Below are 20,614 nucleotides of genomic sequence, written 5' to 3'. Positions count from 1 at the left end.
CGGGATTACAGGTCGAGCTTCTTGTTGGCGTAGATGGCGTCCACCACGCCCTTGATGTCGGGGATGGGATAGGCCGTGGTCTTGCCGTCCTTGGTCTGCACGGTCTTCGACGCCATGACGATGCCGTATTCGCCGCTGGGGTAGATGACGAATTTCAGCACCACCCCCTTCTCGGCGATGCCGGCCCGGCGCCCCTTGAAATCGAACCACCCGGTCGGGCTGGAGCCGCGGAAATCGACGTAGAAGTTGCCGGCCGCGCCCCGGGTCTCGTACCAGTGCTTCTCCTTGAAGTAACCGTACTTCTCGAAGGCGTCCCCGATCTTCTTGTTGGGGTAACCCGGTAGGGTGGCATCCTTGATGACGTCGGCCATAGGCCTGGCGGGCCCGAGGCCGCCCGTGCCGCCACCGTGCGGGCTGATCATGGACGGCCGGTTCATCATCACTTCCGGGGACGGCGACGCGTAGGCGCCCGAAAAGGAAACGACTGCCAGTAAAGCGAGAACAAGCATGATGCGCATACGGTGAATCTCCTACGAAAGAACTTGAAATCAGTGCTGGATCCTGAAACCCGCGTGGAAGGTTTCCACGCCGAAGGGAATACCCCAATAGCTGACGATCATCACCACGACGGCGATCAGCGAGTACCAAGCGAGCCTGGTGCCGCGCCAGCCGAAGGTGACCCGCAGGTGGAGATAGATCCCGTAAATGAGCCAGGAGATGAGCGACCAGACCTCGACGGGGTCCCAGTTCCAGTAGTTCCCCTTGACGGTGTTGGACCAGTAGGCGCCGGAGATGATCATGAGGCCGTACATGATGAAGCCGCCGGCCACGAAGCGGTAGGAGAGCCGGTCGATGGTTGCCAGCTCCGGCAGCTTCGCCGCGAGCCCTGCGTCGTTTCTCTCCTTGAAGAGGTACAAAAAGCCCATGCCGGCCGCGAGGAGCACCGACGCGAAGCCGATGGTGGCCCCGGTGATGTGCACCCAGATCCAGCCGCTTTGCAGGGCGGGGGCGATGGTGGCGGCAACCTCCTTAAGCAGCGTACCGGCCCACCCCAGAAGAACGAACGCCACCGGCATGACCAGCGCGCCCAGCGGGAGCACCTTCTTGATGCTGAACTCGGCAATGAGGAAAATGAGGACGGTCATGAAGACGCCCAGGCTGAGGGACTCGGAGATGGAGATGAACGGAGTAACACCCGCCCCGGAGGCCGCCCAGCGCATCGCGATCGCCACCACGTGAGGGATGAAGCCGGCCAGCGCGCTGAAGAGGCCGGCGCGGAACAGCTTGTCGTAGTTCGCGATGAAACCGAAGATGTAACAGAATGTGCTCAAGCCATACAGTCCAACCGCAGTCCAGAAAAACAAGAGTTCGGCTTTCATCCATTCACCTCCAGAAGTAGGTTTCCGACAGGGCTGCCCCTCAGGCTGCAGCGCCGGACCACCCATTAAAACATGCACAGTCCCGCCCTGTCAAACCTTATACGTCCCGCACTGTTCCAGCTTTCTCACACAGTGCGCTCCGGCTGCTAGTGGCCATAAGCAGACCTGAGAGAAGCAGGTCCTGCGTCACACAATATCTGAACGTAACGACATCCTGCGCCTTGACGAAATAGTTGTGTTCATTCATATTGTGGCAACGCTCCACGAGGCGTTTTTGCCTGTGGTGAGTCATCTTCAGTAAAAAAATCAACTTCCGACCAAGGACAGGTCCAATTCCATGCCCGGCAATGACATCGCACCCATGCGGACGCTCTCCGTCATCGTTCCCGTGTACAACGAGGCGGCGTACATCGCCCGGGTGCTGGAGCACGTGAAGCAGTGCGGCTATCCCTGCCAGATCATCGTGGTCGACGACGGCTCAACCGACGCTACCGCAGACAAGCTCCTTGCCGTGGAAGGCATCACTATCCTCAGGCATGACCGGAACCGGGGCAAGGGAGCCGCCATTCGCACCGCCCTCCCGAAGGTCCAGGGCGACGTGGTCCTGATCCAGGACGCCGACCTCGAATATGACCCGCGCGATTACCGGGAGCTTCTGCAACCGATCCTGGAGGGGAAGGCCGACGTGGTCTACGGCTCCCGCTTCGCCGGGGGAGGCCCGCATCGCGTCCTCTTCTTCTGGCACATGCTGGGCAACACGCTGCTCACCTTTTTCTCCAACATGCTGACCAACCTGAACCTGACCGACATGGAGACCGGCTACAAGGTCTTCACCGCTGAGGTGGCGCGAAGGCTGGTCCTCAAGGAGAACCGTTTCGGCTTCGAGCCCGAATTCACCGCACGCGTTGCCCGCATGGACCTGCGCATCTACGAGGTCGGCGTTTCCTACTCCGGCAGGAAATATGCCGAGGGCAAGAAGATCAACTGGAAGGATGGCATCTCGGCTCTGCGCTGCATCATCAAATACAACCTGTTCGACCGGACCTGACTGCCGTTTCTATGCCACCTCAAACCACTCCCGGGATCGCAACCATGTACCGACACAAAACAGCCTGGTCACTGGCGGCTACCGCCTTGCTTATCGCAGTCATCGCAGTCGGAAACGATCACGGCACCCGTCACAGGCGCTTCTCGCCGGGAAGAGAAACGGTAACCGTCGACTCCCCCGAGAAGGCCTACGATGTATGGCGGCGCAAGGGGGTCAAGGGGAGGACACTGGTTCTTTTCGACCGCTACCCGCACATGCACGGGCGCTTCAATTACCAGGGCGAACCGCGACTGGAACGGTCCAACCTGGTCGAGTACTCCATATTCCAGAATGTCATCCGCAAGCTTTATTTCATCGTCCCGGATGAAAACTGGAAGGACTTCCTGCAACAACCAACGACCAAGGTCATAAAGCCCATTGCGGGGCTGGAGAGGGGGGTCTCGCTGTATGACCTGAACGGCCTGCCGATGATCGGGATCACGCCCTCGTCGCTGCCGCATCTCCCCGAACAGGTGCTGGTCTACATCAACAGCGACGTGTTCGACGCCAAACAGGCACAGGATCTGCTCACCCGCAAAGGCATCTCCAGCGACATCACCGTCATCTACCAGGGCAGCCGCCAATGAAGAGAAACGAGATAATCATTATCTGCCTGCTGTTCCTGCTCGCCTTCGGCCTGAGGTTCTACGAGATCTCCTACCCCGACTTCAAATGGGGCGATGAGATGGCCCACGTCCCCGCCGGAACCAACTACTGGCTGAACGGCCAGTTCGAGCCCGACAACTGGGAGCACCCGCCGCTACGCCACATCCTCATGTACGGTTTCCTGCAGCTTTTCGGCGACAACCCGTACGGGTGGCGCATGAGGAACATCCTGTTCGGAGCGGCCGCCTGCGTGCTCACCTACCTCTTCGCGCGCAACGTGAGCGGGGGGAGAAAAGCCGCGCTGCTGGCGGGGGTCTTGCTGGCCACCGATCCCCTGCACATCGTCATGTCCCGCTACACCTTCGAGGAGATCTACGGCGGGGCCTTTTTCCTGGCGGCGATCGTGCTCTATCAAAGACACGCCGGGCGAAGCTGGCTCATCGCGGCGAGCGCCTTTTTCATGGGATGCGCCCTGGCCACCAAGTGGTACTACGTCCCCTGTTGGCTGCTGATCTACCTGTTGCTTCTGAGAGAGAACCGCAACTATCGTAGTCTCGGAACCGCGTTCTTCATCACGGCGACCTACCTCTTCATTCCGGCCAGCGTGTTCATCGGCTCCTACTACTTCTGGTTCATGCGCGGTTACGCCTTCCCCGAGTTCCTCCAGTTCATACAGGACGCCTACTTTTCGCTGCAGACTTACCGGCCGGAGAACTACAACCCGGAGATGGTCTTCTTAAGTCACAGCTCCGCGCTGGAGTGGTTCATCCGTTCCATCACCGTCGGCCAGGGAACCTTCATCGGTGCCGACCGCGGCGAGTTCATCCTCTACATGAACAGCCTGCCGGTCTGGATCGCCACCCTGCCGGCCATGGTCATGCTGGCGGTCCTGGCGCAGCGCCGAAAATCAGTCGAACTCGGCCTGCCGGTGCTGCTCTTTTTCGGTACCTACTCCCTCTTCATCGGGGTCAAGCGTCCCACCTTCATCTACTCGGCGGCGCCGCTGCTCCCGTTCGCCTTCACCGCCATCGGCTGCATGGTCACGGAGGTGACCGGAAGGGTCAATGCCCGCCTTTACCACCTGGTCCTGGTGACGATGCTGGCCTGGAACCTGTACCTGTATCCGCTGGCAACCGCGAAGAACGTGCCTGTCGCGCCCTACCGCTACCTGCTCGACGAATCCGACGCGAAACTGTTCCGGCAGTAGATCGAGGCCGCCGCACTGGTCCGGGTCCCGCGTCCGGTCATGCCTTCAGGCGATCCCGCCGCCCTTTCATAATCCGCCCCAGGGTGGTGAGGATCATGCCGAACAGTCCGACCCAGAGGCTGCTGAGGACGATGATCTGGCCCGGTTCGTAGCTCACCCTCATGCTGACCCAGTAACGGACCTCCCGCGGAGAGAGGCGGTATTCGCCCGCGTCGTACATCGCCCCGATCGGGGTCTGACTCTTCTCGAAGGTCTGCTGATCCGGCATGCTGAGGGGAGTGCCAAGAGGCTTGACCAGGAACAGGGCCGTACCCGACTTCGGCTGCGCCGGGTCCGGGCGGTAGGCGACCTGGAGATCGAAAAGCGGCTTCTCCGGTGCGTACGGGAATGCGATGCTGCCGGGGCCGTTCCTGGTGCCGGTGGTGAAAAATGAGGATTTGTCCGCGTGCTGGAGACTCTGCAGCGGGAGGTAGGCTCCGTACAGTTCCTTATCTTGCTTGTCATAGAGGACCGTCAGGATACTGAAGCCTTCCTGGTCCGGGAAAAACTTGAATCCCCGGTAATTGAGGTTCTTGGTGAGGTAAATGACTTCCTGCTTCTTCGCTTCCCCTTCACCGACCGTGATGTCGTAGGCCTTTTTCTTATCGACGCCGTCGAGCTTATAGCCCAGGTGCATCGCGTTCAGGGTGGTCTCCCCCTTAAGCCACATCACGTTGAAGAAGCGCCCCATCGCAACGCCGTCGTAGCTGCTGCGCTCCCCGTTTTGCACCGTCTCCCCTTCGGTCAGCCTCATGGAACCGCGAAAGAAGAACAGGCTGTTGTAGATGATGCCGATGAACATCGCCACGAAGCTGAGGTGGAACAGGATCATCCCGAACGAGATGAGAGTGACCCTGCGCCCCCAGATCCTGCCGAAGAAACAGCAGGCGACGTTCACGATCAGGAGAACCAGGAGGCCGTTGAACCACATGGTGTCGAAAATCATCTCGCCGGAGCGCGGTCCACGGAACAAGGTCACGCCGATAAGACAGCAGGCGAGAATGGCGACCAGCAACGCCATGGCCAGCTTGGCGGAGGCCAAGAAGTCATAAATCTTGCGCAGCGTCTTGTTCACGGGATGATACTGCGGTTCGAGCGGGAGATCCTCGTCGTCGTTGTAGGCGCCGGCATTTTTCACATCGGCATTTTTCACATCGGGCATTACAGCTTCTCCACCTTCCATACCAGCTTGGCGCCGTCCTTCACTCCGTAGGCCAGAAGTTGACCGTCAGCAGAAAAGGCCGGAGGGAACACCATCTCGTACACCGGATCCTGCCTGACAACCTTTCCGTCGAGGTCGGACACCACCATGAAGCGCTTGCCGTCCTGGCGTGCCCGGTAGACGACCCTTCGCCCGTCGGGGCTGAAGGTCGGCTGAATGATCTTGTCGTACCTGGGTCCTTCCTTGCCGTTGACCACCAGGAAGATGCTTTTGCCTGTTACGCCGGGGGTCACTTTGCGCCCCAGGTAAACGTAGCCGCTGCCGTCCTTGCTGTAAGCCAGTTCTCCAACCTCGTCATAGGGCCGCTTCTGCGGCGCTGCGCCGGAGAAGGGCTCATGGAAGACACAGCTCCCGTTAAGTGCAACCAGGACACCCACCCCCTTGTTGCCGGGGCGAATGGCGATGGAGCCTACCAGTTCGCCCGCGGGGAACGGCTTTTCCTGGTCGTTCCACACCAGCACACGGGTGCCTCCCTTCTGTGCGACGTAGGCGACCGAGGATCCGTCGGGGCTGATGACGAGGTCTTTGATGCGGTCATACAGGGGTCCTTCCTTGACGGCATCGGGCTTGGCAAAACTCAGTTCGACCACCCTCTGTTTGCCGCCTGCATCGCTGACCGCGGCGATCCTTGTCTTGTCGTCGCTGATGACCATCAATGACCCGGTTCCTTCCCGGACCGTCTGTTTCTTGAAGCTTAGATCGGTGACTACCAGGCGCGGCTTCGCTCCTTCATCGACGCTATCGACATAGGCGATGCGGGAAGAGTCGGCGTTGAAGCCGAATTCGCTGTGCTGGGTCTTGCCTGTGGGAAAGCTCCGGCCGTCGACCACGAAGTGCCAGGCGCCTCCGGATTTAGCCTGATAGACGACGTGCTTGCTGTCGGGACTGAAATAGGGAACCTCGAGTTCCTCGGCGATATCCCCTTCCTTGCCGTCGACCACCATGCGCACTTTATCATCGACGTACGCCTGGTAGGCCAGGCGCTGCCCGTCCGGACTCAGGGTGGGAGTGAGTATATTGGTATACGAGGAACCGGCCTTGCCGTTGTGGACCACGTGGAACTTCCCACCTTGTTCAGCGAGGTAAAAGGCTCCCCTGCCGGTGGCATTGAAGTTGACTTGAGTGACGTTCCGCACCGGGTCAGGGTTCCACGCGCCGCCACGTCCCTGCTGCCCCGTGATTTCTCCCACCACCGTAGTGGTAGTAATCAAACCTAGCTCCCTGGGTTTTTCCTTTTCCTTACTGCATCCCCAGAGGCAGATGGCGATTGCCCCCGCAAGACACAATGCCTTTGTACGTCCGCTCATGCCGATATCCTTGTCGATCTGCCACTGGCAAAAAATTCTGCCGGCGGCGCGAAACTTGCCGTTTTGTTACGTGCTGCCACGACTCCCGTTAATAAGTCCAGCCTCGATGACCCGGAAGATCCTCAAGAAAAAACCCCGCCCTTTCGGGCGGGGTGCCGGTTTACATATCCGGGCCGTAAGTACCGCTAGTACACGCCCCCCAAACCAAAGGAGCTGTTGCTCATGTTGTTGTCACAGGTGCCGCCGCTGCCGGAGCAGGTATGCGGGTTGGTGATGGTATCGCCGACAGCCGAGGCGGGCGCCCAGTTGCTCAACGTGTTCCGGATGAACGCGTAGGGCCTGGAGCCGCTTGTCCACTTGGAACCGACTGTACCGTTCACCCTGTCGTTGAAGCCGTGTGCTTCTTCCATGCGCGCCGGACGCGCGACGCTGGTAGCCGAGTACGTTGCGCCGGCTACGCCGTAGCCGTGGCAGTAGGAGCAGTTGTTGAAGGTCGTGGTGCCCATGTTGCTCTTGCCGACGGTAAAGGCGGAACCGGAACCGTGCTGCGTACCTGTGGTCGCGTACTTGGTCGCATGGCAGTTCACGCACAGGTTGGTGGTCGCCGTGGTGCCTGCGGCCCTGATCGGACCACGTATGGTGACCGCTCCGCCGTGCGCGGTGACGGTAGCCGTCTGCACGCCGGTCTGGCCCAAGGTCGCGTGGCAGTCCCAGCAGGAAATAAGCGGCCCGTACTGGGTGTTGTTGCCGTTGGTCTTGGTGACACCGTTGTAGGGGGCCACCATCTGGGCGCCCTGCACGTAGCTGTTGTTCTGCTTGCCGATGACCGGATGGTAGGACGCGTTGGTGGTCGTGAAGCCTGCCACGACGTTGACGACGTTACCCGAACCGTTGCTGTTGAAGGGAGCAACATGGCCGGTTATCGCTATGCCGAAAGGTTGCAGCGCGTTATTGGTAACCTGGGCGTTGGCGCTCTGGGCCCCGTTAGCATCGTGGCACTTCAGGCAGTGATTCTGCTGGATGGCGGCAATGACCAACCAGTTGGGATCGTTCTCAAGAAGCACGCCGAGATTGCGACTGAACTGGGTGAATTGGAGGTCTGTGGTCCCCTCCACGTACGCTCCCGGGGTCGCGCCGTTCCAGGTGACGTTCTTGATGTTGTTGCCGGTATCCGGGTCACGCAGGTTGATGTAGCCGTTGCCGTGCACTGCGGTGGTCTTGCCGGTGGTCTTGTCGCCTTCCATGTGGCAGACGATGCAGTCGGCTGCTTTGACGACAGTATTGGCCGGGGTTCCACCGCTGGAGGAGCGTTTGTGGCTCCAGGTGCTCTTCATCTCGGCGACGACGTTCCTGCGGGTGGTCGGTCCGCCCAGTGCCTGGGTGGCTGCAGAGGTGTTCAGGACGCCGTTATGGCAGGTGACGCAGTTGAAGACCGACACACCCCAGATGGCGTTACCATGGCAGGAAACAGTCGAGCAGGTACTGCCAGCGGAGTTGTAGGCGTAGGTAAAGGTAGTACCGGTCTTGGCAACCACGCTATAGCTCCCGGCAGCATGATTCGCCGTGGTGGCGATGGTGGTGCCGTCGGTTGTGGTCGCGTTGTGACAAACATCGCAGGTCTTGGAGGCGTGCGACGCGTGGCTGTTCATCTTGGGCTCGGCTGCAGTGTAAATCACAACGGTGACCGAGTCGATCTGGATGTTGGAGGCCGTGGTGTCATTGTCTTTGATGATTACACCGAAGTTTGCCGACTGAAGCTCGGCAACGGTCCAGGTGGTCCCCCACAGGTCGGTCGGGGTCGTGTTGAGCGTGACCGAGCCGTCGGTGGTGGGGAGCGTGGCGGTCTTCGCGGTACCCGCGACGGTGGTGTTGCCGGTCTTGGTCAGGGCCACGTTGATGAGACCTGAAGCGGCGAGACCATGCACGGTGACCGAGATGCCGGTTACGGTGTCACCGGCGGTGAGCCCAGCAGCGGTCGTGTTGAAGGTGGTCAGCACCAGCGGCTGCTGCGTTGTGGTGTTGTACACCGCATAGACGTTGTCATCGGCGTAGGCGTTGGTCGGGGTGGTCCAGCCGGTGCTAGTGGGAGCCGCCGACGGATAAGCCCTGACGTTCACGTATGTCGGTGCGCCGGTGGTGCCGCCGCTGCCATGGCAGCTGGTGCAGGTGGTGCTCCCGCCCCAGTTCGGCGAGGCGCCGGTGGCAGCCTTTGCGGTGGCCACCGAGGTGCCGTCGGAGTGGCAGTAGGTGGCGGAACAGGCGTTGCCTACCAGGGCGCTGTTGCTGACCGGGAAGCTGGTCCCCTTGCCGTAGGAGGCGCCGGTGTTGCCGTTGATGGGCACTGCCATGTCGATGTTGCCGTTGGCGTGGTTCGCCGCCGCGTTGTTCACGTGGCACTTTGTGCATGCGTAGCCGTACTGCCCGGCGCCCGAGCCACTGTGGGTGCCGTGGGAACCCGGGAACTGGCCGGTGGTCCCACCGACGCGGCTCGCGTTGTCGACCGGCGGGTTGCCGTGGCAGTCCACGCAGGTGAGCGCGAGGGCCGTGCCGGGGATGCCGGCGCAGGCCGTGATGGCGCCTGCGACCAGCAGTATCTTTCCGAATTTCTCTCTAAAAACGTTCAGCATTATATCTGCCTCCCCCCGCTGGATACTACCAGGACGGCGTCTCTTTGTAGTGGCAATCGACGTTGGAACAGGTCTTCGGCTTGATCGAGGACGCTACCCCGACGGTACCGTTGTAGACCGGCAGCGAACCGCCGAACTGGCGGGCCGGAGTGATGGAAATGGTGCGCCCGGTGCCAGGGATGGCTTCGCCCATGTTGTGGGCCGCGCCATTATGGCATACGCCGCAGACCTGTGTCCACGAGGAACCTGCGCCGAAGGCGTCGGTGCCGGCGGCGAGGGTCACGCCGTAGCGGGTCTTCAGGTACGCGATGTGCTTCTCGTGAGCGCCTTTGCCGGTGACGACGCCGGAGCGCTCGGGGAACGCGGACCAGGTGCCTACGTCGTAGCCGTGGCAGGTGTCGCAGTTGCCGGCCCCGAACTTGATACCGTCCATGTGGCGGCGGCCGACGACGGTTCCGCTGCCGTCGCCGTTATGGCCGTGGCAGCCGGAGCAGTCGGTGGTGTCGGTATTCATGCCGTTGTGGGTGCCGGCCGGTTCGAACCCGGCATTGCCCGGGACCTTGTGGCAGACCTGGCAGTTGGCGACAGACTTGGCGCCGCTCACCACGTAGCCCGCGCTGGTCCAGGACGGGAACACAGCAGTACCGGCGTTGGCGGCGAGCAACGTGCCGCCGGTGGCTGCCGGGTTGTGGCAGTAGGTATTGTTGCACTTGGTGCCGGTGTAGGTTGCGGACATAGCACCGTTCTTCGTCGCCATCCCCTGGAACACGGGGAGGGAGTTGGAGTTGATGTGGCTGAAGTCGGTCGGCAGCGGCCCGTGGCACGACTGGCAGGTGTAATCGACCGTCGAGTAGTTGCTGAAGCCGTTCAGCCTCTGCAGGTGGGCCTGGTGCGCACCGACCTTGGGATCGTTGCTGACCTGGCCGATGCCGGCCAGGGTGCCGGTGAGGCCGTTGGCGTTTCTGGGCGGCGCCACCACGTAACGGTTGTCCGGGGTGATGGTAGCCGTCTCGGTGCCGTGGCAGCCGGTGCAGCCAAGCCCTGCCACGCCGAAGCCCTTGCCGTGCTTGTGGCAGTCGATGCAGTCACGGCCGTCGGTACCGAAGTGGTTGCCCAGGGTGGCTGCGGTGGAGTACGGATGCGCCTTGGTGCCGCTGGCGCCGGCTGCATCGTAGGTATGGCAGATCTCGCAGATCTTGTCGGAGCTGGCCCGCGGCGTCGCGCCGCCGTCCCAGCCCGGAACCGGCTGGGTTTTGCTGGTGCCGGCGGTCCTTCTGTAGTTGATCGGCTGCCCGGCGCCCGGGAGCTGCCCCTTGCTGGTGTCGGGTGCGGTGACGGTCTCGCGGATGCGGTTCGCGTTGCGGGTCGCGGCGCCGCCCTGCACGTGGCAGGTGGTGCAGTCAAACTCGCCGTAGCGGGCGCCCGGGATACCCCAGCCGCCGTTGGCAGCCCACTTGGTGGAGCTGGTGCTATCGGAGTTGTGCAGCATCGGGTTGTTCACGGTGGAGGTGACCACCTTGTTGGCCGGCGCCGTGTGCGATACCGCGGAAACGCCTACCGTCGTCTTGTTGATGACGTTCTTAGCAGCGGTGGCCTTGGCTGAAACGGTGAGGGTCACCGAGCCGAGCTGGCCGGAACCGAGCGAGAGGCTCGGTGCGCTGAAGGTCGACGCGTTGAAGTCGGTGGAGTTGGTCTCCGACGGAATGGCCAGGTTGTAGGTGACCGCGCCGCAGCCGGCGCCGGAGTCGGTGTTCTTCACGGTGACGGTGTACTTCATGGTGCCGCCGCGGTTCAGGTAGCCGGAGTCGGGACCGACGATCAGCAGCGGAGTCTTCGGCGTACACGCCACCACGTTCAGGGTGGTCTGCACGTCGCCCGTCGTGACCGCGGCGTGGTTCGCGTCGGCCACGGTGAAGGCGCGGGTCTTGCTCATGCCGCCCACGTGGTCAACGGTCGCCTTGACGGTAACGGTGGTGGTGACCTGGCCGCCCGGCGGCAGGGTCAGGGCCGAGTTGCCCAGGGTCGGCGGATCGAAGACGTCGAGTGCGTCGGTGTCAGAAACGCCGAGGTTGAAGGTCGTGGTGCCGCACCCGCCGTAGTCGTTGTTGATCACCTTCAGATTGTAGACCGAGGTGCCACCGTCAGTGGAAATGGTGGAGGCGATGCCGCCGGTCGGGGTCAGCAGGGTCAGCGTCGGGTCGTTGCGCACGCAGGCCGCACCGGTGGTGAAGGTCATCGGCGTGGTCAGCGCGGTCTGGTTGCCCAGGCTGTCCTTGGCCCTGACCTGCCAGGTGTAGGTGGTGCCGTAGCCGAGGCCGGCGGGCGCCCAGTTATTGGCGGCGATCCACCCCGAGTTGGAGTTGAAGCCGACGCCGTCGGTGATGGTGAAGTAGTAGGTGACGCCACCCACGCCGGCATCGGTTGCGGTCGATGCCTGCAGCGCCACGTTGAGCGGCTGGTCGGTGGAGGTGTCCACCGGCGATACCGCGGTGAGGCCGGTCGGCGCAGTGGCGTCGACCAGGACCGTGCGGGTGAGCCCGGAGAGCGCGGAGACGTTCCCGGCAGCGTCCTTCACCCAGGGGTACAGAGTATAGGTGCCATCGGCGGCCACGGTGTAGGTGGTCGGTGCGGTGGCGCTCCACCCTGCCGCACCGGCGGCGGGCTGGGTGCTGGTGGTAGTGATCAGGTAGCGGGACACCGAGGTGCCCACATCGGTGCCGGTCAGTGCCGCGATGGGGATGTTGCGGCTGCCCGACGGGGTGTTGACGGTAAAGGTGGCGACGGTCGGAGCGGTCATATCGACCACCACCGTGACCGGGGTGGCGTACAGCGGGGAGACGTTGCCGCCGCCGTCCTTGGCCCACGGATAGAGGGTATAGGTGCCGGCCGCGGCCACCGTGTAGCTGGTGGGCGCGGTAGAGGTCCACGCCGCGTCGGTGGCAAGCGGAGCGGTCGAGCTGGTGGTGATCATGTACCCGGAGACGCCGCTGCCGCCGACGTTGTCGGTGGCGCCGAAGGAGGTGATCGGCACCGTGAGGGTATTCACCGGGGTGGTGGCGGCGAAGCCAGCGTTGACGGTCGGCGCCACGGCGTCGGAGCTCAAGGGCGTGAGCCCCGCGGTCCAGACATCGGTAGCGTTGTAGTAGTTGGTGTAGCTGTCGTATTCGAAAATCTTGTAGTAGTAGGTGGTGCCGGCCACCAGTCCCAGGCTGTCGGGGACGGTAGAGGCGTTGCCCACGTAGCGAACGGTGCCGCCGCTGCCGAATGCCGTGCCGAGGCCATAGGTCGTGCCGTCCACAGGCTTCGTGGTGTCGGTCTTGGCGCCAGCGTAACGGATGATGATCACGTTCTGCCCGGGGGTACCGTAGGTCCAGTTGAGCGTGATGGTAGTGCTCGTCGCCGTATTGGTCCCCCAGGTGGAGGCGTTGTGGGTGTTGATGAGCGTCAGCGTGGTGTCGGCGGTGTCGCTGCCGGCCATCACGTTGCCGCTGGTCAGTGCGGTCACGCGCGCCGTGGTGGCGGTGTTGCCGGAGGGGGCCCCGGCCGCACGGGTCTTGTAGGTGACCAGGATCTTGTAGCTTGCCGAGGTGTTGGTCACCGGGATCGCGGTACCACCCGAGAAGGCCCATGTATCGGAGCCCGGGTTGTTCACGGTGCTGAAATACTGAGTAGTGCCGGCCTCGTTCCAGATCTGCATGGAGGCGATGGCCGCGTTGTTGGTCGTGGTTACGGTGAGCCCGGTCACCGAGTCGGTGGTCCCGGCGGAACCGGTCACCAGCGAGAAGCCGTCGATTTTCTGGCTGGCAGCGCCCGGCGCCACGTTGGCCGTGGTGCCAATGGTGCCGTTACCCAGGGTCGTTACCGCAGGATTCAGGCCGATGGCAGCGAAGCCATACCTCGTGGCGGTACCCCAGGTCGGCAGCGGGTTTTCCGTGCCGGTCGCAGTAATCGGCTTGGAGGCGACTGCGTCCACGTACAGCGTGCTGTTCGCGGTATCGAAATGCTCGGTATACCCCGAGGCAAATGTCGAAGTGTAGGTGCTGTTAACGTTGGTGCCGTAGATGGCGGTACCGCCGTTGGTCACGTTGAAGGTACCCGAGGTCGGTGTGGTGGCGGACGTATCGCTCGCAACGGCGCGCGAACCGGTGGTCGGGGTAGTCTGGTCCACGTTGGAGTAGAAGGCAGCGGAAAGCCCGACGCCAGCCGACGGGGTCGAGTTCCAGGAGACCGTGATGGCCGGGGTGGTCCCGGTCGCGGCTACGATGCCTGACTCCTTGAGGTAGCCGAACCAGACCTTCTGACGGCTGCTGGTGTCGGTCGCCACGATCTTGGTCAGCGTCTGCCCGCCGTAGGTGACCGTCGGGGTAAAGGTGGTGATGGCAGTGCCATACTCTGCCACCACCTTGACCACCAGCAGGCGGTTACTACCGGCGCCCTTGGCCAGGGACATGGTCCCGAATGTCGAGGTGCTGCCGGTGCCGAGGATACTCCACTGGGTCTGCACCGCTACCGCGGCCTGGGCGTCCTTCGCCTGCTTCATCTGCAAGAGGAGCACGGTCGCCAACATGGTGAACATGGCGATCAGGCAGGCTTTCGCGCCCCACCCCATACCCCTGATATTTTTAACGATCACTTTTCCCATGTCAGTTCACCTGCCTTTGCACTCGATGTGTCGTGGTTGCGTACTTCTTGGTTATACACATTCATGCCCCCCTATTGCGGCAGCCCGACGTGGCAGGCTGCGCAGGCCAACGGCCCCTTGGTGCGCCACTCCATCTGCGTGCCGTTGTGGCAGGCGACGGTGGAGCAGGTACCGCCGACGTAGCTCGGGGTAGTCCGGGCCTGGTCGTAGGAAGCGGCGGTTTTGTAACCGTTCACGCGAGTCCAGGAGGTGTAGACCGACTGGACGGCATCGACACCCGGCCTGAGCTGCGCCTTGGACTTGATGTTGAACGGACTCATGAATACCACGTCGACGTCGCCGTTGATGTGGGTCTGGTTGGTGGCCAGTACCTGCAGGCTACCTTTGAGCGGTGCGGAGCTGCCGTGGCAGCTGGAGCAGGCGTTACCCTTGTCGTTGTACGACACGGTGACGGTGGCGTTGTGGCACAGGTTGCAGTTGAAGGTGGTCGAGGTGTTCGGGTCGCCGTGTGCGGCGCCGGAGCCTACCCCGCCGGCCACCGGGATCCTCGCGCTGTAACCGTCGAAGATGTCGGCGTAGTGGTTGCCGATCACGTGACGGCCGTGGGCTGCGGAGCCTTCCTTGCCGCCGGAGTTCGGCGAGTTGCCGTGGCACTGGGCGCACTTGTCGACGCTGCCCCACGGGTCGGTTGCGTACCAGTTCGGGGTGGTCTGGAACGTGTACTGGTTGGTGGTCTCGGAGACGAAGCCGTTGGAGTGGCAGTACACGTTGGAGCAGACTACGTTGCTACCCATGGTGTAGCTGATGATCCATGGGCCGCCCGCCTTGTTCTTGGTCTTGACGGTGCCGGCCAGGCTGTGGCTCGGGTCGAGGTCGAGCTCGACGGTGGAGTTCTTATGCGTGCCGGAATCCATCGGGTGGCAGAAGCCGCAACCGTATTTCGGGAAGCCGTCCTTGTACTCGATGGAGTAGATCCAGGAGGTGTCGATGAAGTCGCCATTGGAAAGCTTCTTCCCGGCGAGGAACAGTTCCGCGTCGGTATGCACCTTGTGCGCGCCGATCAGCTCCTTGTTGACGCAGGTCGGATCGTTCTGGGCGCAGGCGTTGACCGAGGAGTGGCAGCCCAGGCAGTCGTCGACGGTCACCTCGATGGAGCCGTTCATGTGCTTGCTCTTGTCCACGAAGGCGACGTTCGACTGCGCGACGTGGTTGTGACAGGCGCTGCAGTTGGTGCTCGTCGTGTGCGGGTACGCCGGCGGGTTCATGTGGCACTTGCCACAGCCGGTGCCGCCGAGGTAGGCCGGGTCGTTCCAGGACGGAGCCGAGCCGCTCCCCTGAGCGGAACCGTCACCCTTTCTGAGGCCGGCGTGGCAGTAAGTGTTGTTGCAGATCCGCCCGGAAGCGGTGTAGCTCGGCGCCATGGCGGCACCCTCAACCCCGCCCGCGATGCTCGGGTGGGTGGCCAGGCTCCCCCAGGTGAGGGTTGCCGGCAGGCCGTCCATGTGCCCCGCTGCGTCAACCGTGGCCGGTACCGAGTGGCACTGGTCGCAGGTGATCGGGTTGGAGTAGTTGTGGCTCCCCGCCAGGTGCGAGACGTGGGTGCCGGTGTAGGGGCTCGCCGGGCTCCCCGCGGTGTCCTTGAAGGTGCCGGAGGTCTGGGCGGTGTTGGCCGAACCGTGGCACTTCTCACAGGTCGGCAGCGTGGTCGAGACGCCCCAGTTGCGGGTGGCGCGGCCGTGGCAGGAGCTGGTGGAGCAGGTGCCGTAGCCGTCGCCGGGGGTGTTGTCCACCTGCTGCGAGTAAGTGGTGCCGTCAGCCTTGCCGGTGAAGGCGAGGTTGATGGTCCCGTCGGCATGCGGCGCACCGGTGGTGCTCGCCGAGTAGCCGGTGCCGTGGCACATGGAGCAGCTGTAGGCAGAATCGACGGTGTGGCGCTTGTGGCTGCCAAGGTTCAGGTCGTTGGCGTTTTCCTGCAGGGCCGCCATGTCCTTGTGGCAGGAAGCGCAGGTCATGGAAGCGGCGCCCCAGCTCGGGTTGCCGAAGGTGGTGGCGGTGCCGTTGCCGCCGGGTGCCTGGACGTTGCTGTGGCAGTAGTTGGTGCAGGTCTTGGTGTCCTGTGCGTAGCTGCCGCCCATGGCGAAGTCGACGTCGCGGACGCGGTTCACGTGGTTGGAGGAGTAATCGCGCATCTTGAAGGCGACCCCCTGGTCCACGGTGGTGCTGTGGCAGTTGGCGCAGCCGCGGGAGTCAGCCATGGAGCCGGTGTGCTTTTCGTGGCTGTTGGCGGTTTTCAGCGTGCCGTCGTACTTGTTCGGGTAGTTCGGAGCGCCGGCGGCGCTCTGCCAGGTAGCCCCTGCCGCGCGGCCGTGGCAGCCGTTGCAGGAGAGCTTCGCGTTGCCGCCCCAGGTTTTGGAACCGGTCATGCTGACGAAGACCGGAACCTGCTGGCCGGAGCTGTGGCAGTAGGCGTTGGAGCAGATGCCGGTCGACGTGCTGTAGCTCGACCTGCCGCCCGCCTTGACGCCGGAGTAGTCCTTGAAGTTGTCCAGGTGGCCGGTGCCGGTCACCAGGGTGTTGCTGGCCAGGGAAACGGTCAGCGCGTGGCACTCGGCGCACATCAGGTTGTTGCCGCGCCCCATGGTGGTGTAGTTGTTCATGTGCGCCTGGTGCTTGCCGGTAGCCATTGCCGGGGTATCAAGCCCTGCGGCGCCGCCGTGGCAGCCGGAGCAGTTGGCCGGCATGTTGCCGCCCCAGGTCGGGGTCTGCGCCTGTACACCGTTGCCGTTTGAGTGGCAGGAGTTGTAGCAGGTGCCGTTGTAGGTGCCGATCGGGTGCTTCGTGACCGGGGAGGCGCTGTAGTTGATCGCCTCGACGGTGCCGTTGGCATGGGTCAGGCCGCCCGATACACCGCTTGCCGCGCCGTTGTGGCACTTGTCGCAGCCGGTACCCGGCTGGGCCAGGTGTTTTGCGTGGCTGCCGGTGGCCGGCGCGCCGTTGGCGGCGAAGGCGCCGGTCCCCTTGTGGCAGGAGGCGCAGCCGGTGCCGCTCCCCCAGACCGGGGATTCAAGAGCGCCCTGGCTGTACGGGTCGGCATGGCAGGATGCAGTCAGACAGGTCCCGGTGTAGGTGCCGGGGGCATGCTTCTGAACCGGCGTCGCGGTGTAGTCGTTGGCGACCTCGACGGTGCCGTTGGCGTGCGACAGGCCGCCGCTTACGTTCTTGACGGCGCCGTCGTGGCACTTGTCGCAGCTGGAGCCGGACAGCGCCATGTGCGAGTCGTGGCTGCCGGTGGCGGGAGCGCCGTTGCCGGCGAACTGGCCGATGCCGTTATGGCAGGCGGCGCAGCCGGCCGAGGTGCCCCAGACCGGTGAGGTGGTGGATGCCGTCGAGTAGGGGCTCGCGTGGCAGGAAGCGGTCGAGCAGCGGCCGTAGCCGTTGCCGGGTGCGCCCGCCTTGTCGTAGCTCCCGAGGCCGACGTCGATGCTGCCGTTGACATGGGTGTCGGCAACGTACGAGGTGACCAGGGCGTTCACGTGGCAGTTGCTGCAGTCGCCGTTGGAGGAGAGGTGACGGCTGTGGCTCCCCGAGGCGAGGGTGCTGGTCCTGTGGCAGGTGCCGCAGGCGCCGGAGGCGGGGTTGCCCCAGTTCGGCGTGGCGTAGTCGCCGGCGCCCAGCGGGCCGCCGGTCGCGCTCTGGCCGGAGCTGTGGCAGTACAGGTTGGAGCAGCTACCAAGTACCCGCGAGGCGCTCTGGCTCGGCAGGTAGGCGAAGTTGGACCCGGCGTAGGAGCCGACGGTCACGGCTATGTTCCGCCCGGCGCTGGTGGCGTGCTGGAACGGCTTCGCTTCCTGGGTATGGTCGCTATGACACTTGGCGCAGACGGAGAGATCGCTGCCGTACAGCGCCAGGTGCTTAGAATGGGCGTAGCTGTCGGGTGCCGCCAAGTGGCAGACCCCGCAGGTAGTCGCACTGGGTACATCGAGGGCCGTGATCCCCCATTCGGGCGTGGTCGCCTCGAAATGGCAGTTCACGTTGGAGCAGGTACCGAGGACCGCGGGAGGAACCGAGGTCTGGTTGAAGAAGCCCCTGCTGTAGCTGGCGCCCGCGACACCGTTCAAGTTCTGCTGCACCTGGATGATCCCGTCGCGGTGTCCGGTGGTGGTCACCTGGGCACCGTGGCACTTGGTGCAGCTCGTCGCCGAGGCCACCGCATGCGTCTGGTGGTTGCCGCGGAACGCGCCGCTGACCGGCTCACGCTCTCCCGTCGCGGAATCGAGCGGAGGCATGGTGTGGCAGTCGTCGCATTTCAGATTGTATTGCGGCGCGGCCGGCGCCTGCGAAGCAGCGAACATCACAATTCCGAACAACAGAAGCGGGAGGAGGGCTCGGAGATTGCCATATCCAGGTCTGCGGTAGCTCTTCATTTTAAGCTCCTTCTATAACCCCTGATCGATACCTGAAACAGCGAATTGCCGGCGGGGGGGGGAGACCCCCCGCCGGACTTTTAACATGCTTCTTGTTACTTGGTAAAGCTTCTTTTACAGCTCAACTGTCTGGATCAACCTACCTTTCGATACTCCACTTCGGACTCGGCCTGAAGTGGCAGCTCACGTTGAAGCAGCTGCCGGTCTTGTTGGTCCCGCCGGAAACCAGCGTAGCGCTGGTGTAGGTGGCGAGGGCCTGGTCGGAGAAGCGGTACTGCGGGTCGATTTCGACGGTCACGCTTTCCACGTGGGTCCTGATGGGCAGGGCACGGGCATGGGAAGCGTCGCTCCCTTTGTGGCAGGGGAGGCAGTTAGCCCAACCCTCGGACGGCTTGGCGTCTTTCTTGATGTGCGCCACGAGGAGGTGGGCACCGCCGCCGCCGGAGTAGTCTTCGAAACGGGCCGAGGACCAGTTACCCTGCACGCCGAAGCTGAGGGCACTGATGGTCTGACGCGGTGCCGGCGGGTAGCCGTGGCAGGCGTCGCAACCGCCGTTGGGCACGAACGCGAGACCGGTGGCCGGGTTGTGCTTGTGGCAGGTGGTGCAGTCCGTGGTGGAAGCTACGTGGTCCTGTGCCGGCTGGCCGGCCTTGGTGAAGTACTTGGTGCTGGTGTGGCAGACCTGGCAGACGCCGGTCTGCGCGCCGTTGGCGAAGGTGTTGTTGCCGGTGAAGCTGACGGCGGTGCCGTTGATGGTGGTGTTAACCATCATGCTGTTGGCGGTACCGTGCGCGTTGTGGCAGTCCGCGCACTTGGCGCCCAGGCCGGTAGCCTGGTGGGCCTTCACGTTGAGCTTGTTGCCGGTGACCTTGGCGGCGTTGGTGTGGCAGTAGTCGCACTCAAGGTTGGTGGCGCCGACCAGGGCGGGGAGCAGACGCTTGTTGTCGCCAAGGACGCCGCTGATGTGAGCGGAGCTGTTGTCGTGGCAGGCGGCGCAGGCCTGGGCGATGCCGGCCTTGCCGTGGCCCGTGGTGGCCGCGCTGGTCTTGTCAGGAGCGGTGATGCCGCCGATGACGGAGAGCTGGCCCCCCGCGGTGCTATGGCAGCTTTCGCAGGTGACGCGCCCGGTGGTCCAGTTGGTGCTCTGCTTGTGGCAGGTGGAGCAGGTGCCGATCTTGTTCATGCCGGCAGCCAGGTTCAGCGTGCCGTCGACGTGGGTCACCGCAGTGTTCGAGGTGTGGCAGTTCGAGCAGGAGGTGGCCAGGGTCGAGTTGAATTTCGGGCCGTACGCCGCGCTGAAGTGCTGCGCGTGCGCGTTGGAGCTGATCAGGCCGCCGGTGGTGTTGGAGAGCGCGGTATGGCAGGTACCGCAGGCGCCGGATGCCGTGTTGTTCCACTGCGGGGTTGCCGAGAGGTGGCAGGAGGTGGCGCAGGTCTTGTTGTTGGTGGTCCAGGTGACGACCTGGGCGCCGGCAACCTCGACGGTCGCGTCGCCGTGCAGCGCCTTGTTGGCGAAGCTGGAGCTGCCCGAAACGGTGGAAGCGTGGCAGGTGTCGCAGGCATAGCCCTTGGTGTTCACGTGCTTGGCGTGGGCGTTGGTGGTCAGGGTCTCGGAGTCGCCGTGGCAGCCGTTGCAGCCAAGCGACGCGCCCCATTTCACGTCGGGCACGTTGGCCACGATACCGTTGCCGCTGTGGCAGGATACCGCGGAGCAGGAGTTGCCGACCAGGGTGAAGCTCTTGCCGTTGCCGGCTTTCAGGTCGCGGGTGTTGTTGGTGTGGAAGCCGCCCGCCTTGATGGTGGTGCCGTTCACGGTGGTGTCGGCGTGGCAGCTGGCGCAGTCTGCGGCCGCAGCTACGTGGTTCTCGTGGCTGTTGGCGCGCGGCTGGTCGGCACCGGCGTTGGAGTAGTTCGGCTCGCCGGCGATGGAAGCAAACGCCGGAGCGGCGTCGGAGCCGTGGCAGGACTTACAGTCGAGCGCGGTGGAACCGGTCCAGGTTACGCTCTTCATGGTCCCTTTGCCGTCGCTGTGGCAGTAGGAGGTGGAGCAGGTACCCGATACCGGGGTACCGAC

General features: G+C 63.6%; 11 protein-coding genes. 3 read left to right on the top strand and 8 right to left on the bottom strand.

The window, feature by feature from the left end; all coding sequences use genetic code 11:
• Positions 1-5: 5 nt before the first annotated feature.
• Positions 6-518, bottom strand: coding sequence for a hypothetical protein (locus tag KOL99_RS19900; RefSeq protein WP_216512210.1), 513 nt, complete (start codon positions 516-518; stop codon positions 6-8).
• Positions 519-548: 30 nt separating this feature from the next.
• A complete protein-coding gene (gene ccsA / locus KOL99_RS19895) occupies positions 549-1,331 on the bottom strand; it encodes a cytochrome c biogenesis protein CcsA (RefSeq protein ID WP_236026486.1) in 783 nt (260 codons plus the stop codon).
• Positions 1,332-1,716: 385 nt separating this feature from the next.
• Between ccsA and KOL99_RS19890 the strand changes: the two genes are divergently transcribed.
• The 3 genes from KOL99_RS19890 to KOL99_RS19880 are packed head-to-tail and all read left to right on the top strand — an operon-like array spanning position 1,717 to position 4,279.
• On the top strand, positions 1,717-2,427 hold the full coding sequence (locus tag KOL99_RS19890) for a glycosyltransferase family 2 protein (protein ID WP_216512208.1): 711 nt from the start codon (positions 1,717-1,719) through the stop codon (positions 2,425-2,427).
• Between the two features lie 44 nt (positions 2,428-2,471).
• On the top strand, positions 2,472-3,053 hold the full coding sequence (locus KOL99_RS19885) for a hypothetical protein (protein WP_216512207.1): 582 nt from the start codon (positions 2,472-2,474) through the stop codon (positions 3,051-3,053).
• Entirely contained in the window at positions 3,050-4,279 is a 1,230-nt protein-coding gene (locus KOL99_RS19880) for a phospholipid carrier-dependent glycosyltransferase (RefSeq protein WP_216512206.1), read from the top strand. Before KOL99_RS19885 ends, KOL99_RS19880 begins: the two co-directional genes overlap by 4 nt.
• A 37-nt stretch (positions 4,280-4,316) precedes the next feature.
• Here the strand turns inward: KOL99_RS19880 and KOL99_RS19875 are convergent, their stop codons facing one another.
• From KOL99_RS19875 to KOL99_RS19850, 6 genes are all read right to left on the bottom strand, one after another.
• Positions 4,317-5,480, bottom strand: coding sequence for a cytochrome c biogenesis protein ResB (locus KOL99_RS19875; protein WP_216512205.1), 1,164 nt, complete (start codon positions 5,478-5,480; stop codon positions 4,317-4,319).
• Positions 5,480-6,751, bottom strand: a complete 1,272-nt coding sequence (locus KOL99_RS19870; RefSeq protein ID WP_216512204.1) for a TolB-like translocation protein — start codon at positions 6,749-6,751, stop codon at positions 5,480-5,482. Before KOL99_RS19870 ends, KOL99_RS19875 begins: the two co-directional genes overlap by 1 nt.
• Before the next feature lie 281 nt (positions 6,752-7,032).
• Positions 7,033-9,474, bottom strand: a complete 2,442-nt coding sequence (locus KOL99_RS19865) for a multiheme c-type cytochrome (protein ID WP_216512203.1) — start codon at positions 9,472-9,474, stop codon at positions 7,033-7,035.
• 25 nt (positions 9,475-9,499) lie between these two features.
• Positions 9,500-14,116, bottom strand: a complete 4,617-nt coding sequence (locus KOL99_RS19860; protein ID WP_216512202.1) for a CxxxxCH/CxxCH domain-containing protein — start codon at positions 14,114-14,116, stop codon at positions 9,500-9,502.
• Between the two features lie 71 nt (positions 14,117-14,187).
• Positions 14,188-18,468 (bottom strand): CxxxxCH/CxxCH domain c-type cytochrome, encoded by a 4,281-nt coding sequence (locus KOL99_RS19855; RefSeq protein ID WP_236026485.1) that lies wholly within the window; start codon positions 18,466-18,468, stop codon positions 14,188-14,190.
• A 211-nt stretch (positions 18,469-18,679) separates the two neighbouring features.
• Positions 18,680-20,614 (bottom strand): CxxxxCH/CxxCH domain c-type cytochrome (locus KOL99_RS19850; RefSeq protein ID WP_216512200.1); only part of this gene is annotated, 1,935 nt, incomplete at its 5' end.

The sequence above is a fragment of the Geomonas azotofigens genome, from assembly GCF_018919395.1.
In the GTDB taxonomy this organism is placed as follows: Bacteria; Desulfobacterota; Desulfuromonadia; order Geobacterales; family Geobacteraceae; genus Geomonas; species Geomonas azotofigens.
Note: the sequence above shows the minus strand (reverse complement) of the source record. Positions and strands in the feature narration are given on the sequence as shown.